1 pseudogene is annotated in these 1480 nt (G+C 67.6%); it reads left to right on the forward strand.

The features are described from left to right. Positions 1 to 1280: pseudogene (locus tag QJT78_RS51175) on the forward strand (adenylate cyclase); the annotation flags it as partial. Between the last annotated feature and the right edge of the window lie 200 nt (positions 1281 to 1480).

Here is a 1480-nt window from a genome sequence, read left to right on the forward strand (position 1 = left end):
CGGCCATGGTCGCGCGGCTGAGCGGCGGCAAAGCGCTACCCCCTGCGGTGCTCGACCAGATCGTCGCCAAGACGGATGGCGTCCCGCTGTTCGTCGAGGAGCTGACGCGGAACGTGCTGGAGACCAATCTGCTCCGCGATGAGGGCGATCACTACGCGCTCGCGGGGCCGCTGCCGCCCATGGCGATCCCCGCCACGCTCCAGGAGTCGCTGTTGGCGCGGCTCGACCGGCTGGCTCCGGCCCGGGAGGTTGCCCAGGTCGCCGCCGCTATTGGCCGGGAATTCTCGCACGAACTGCTCGCGATTGCGGCCGCGCTGCCGGAGAGCGATCTGCAGGCGGGGTTGGACGACCTCGTCGGCTCGGGCCTGGTGTTCCGGCGCGGAACGCCGCCTCAGGCGAGCTACAGCTTCAAGCATGCGCTCGTGCAGGACACCGCCTATGCAACCCTGGTGCGCGCGAAGCGGCAGCGCTTGCACGTCCGGATCGCCGCCGCGCTCGAGCACGACTTTCCGGAGACAGTGCAGGCACAGCCGGAGCTTCTGGCCCACCATTACATGGAGGGCGGGCTGGCCGAACCGGCGATTGACTATTGGCTGAGGGCGGGACAGCGAGCCATCACGCGCTCGGCGATGGCCGAAGCGCTGGCGCAGTTGCGGAATGGGTTGGACCTGCTCGCGGGCTTGCCGGAGGTCGATCGCCCGCGGCGAGAACTCGACCTCCAGGTGGCGTTGGGTGTGGCGCTGATGGCAACGCAAGGCTGGGCAGCGCCGAAAGCCGGGCGGGCCAACGCCCGTGCTCGCGAGCTCTGCGAGCAGCTCGGCGCCACCGCCCAGCTCTGGCCCGTGCTCTACGGTCAATGGGTGTTCCACGGCGTGCGCGGCGAGCACAACGCCGCGCGAAACGTGGCAGACGAGTTTCTTCGCCGGGCGCAGGAGCGTCATGACACGTCCGCAGCGGTGGTTGCTCACCGCATCTGCGGGACCGGTGCATTATGGCGCGGAGAGCTGCCTGCTGCCTGCATCCATCTGGAGCGGACGCTTGCCCTCTATGACCGGGAGCAGCATCACTCGCTCGCCTCTCTCTACGTGCAAGATCCGCGGGTGGCGGCGCTGTCGGGACTCTCATGGACGTTGTTTGCGCTGGGCTATCCGGAGCAGGCCCGGACGCGGAGCCGCGAAGCCCTCGATGCGGCACGTGAGCTCGCTCACCTCAACACGGTGGCGTACGCCCACCCTTTTGTTCGCGTCTTTCTTCGAGCAGTATCGTCTGGCGTGGCGTGAGGCGAAGGACCGAGCGGAAGCACTGGTTGAGCTCTCGACCGAACAGGGTTTTCCGCATTTCCTCGCGCCCGCCACGGTAATCCGGGGTTGGGCTCTTCTCTATTCGGCCGGATTTAGTCAAGGGCTTGATTGGGTGCCTCCTTGGGTTCGGTACCGCTCGCGGGGCCGTGCTTCTCTTCGGGATCAGCCGTATGGCTCTC

It is taken from the genome of Bradyrhizobium sp. Mp27 (assembly GCF_029953005.1).
GTDB lineage: Bacteria > Pseudomonadota > Alphaproteobacteria > Rhizobiales > Xanthobacteraceae > Bradyrhizobium > Bradyrhizobium barranii.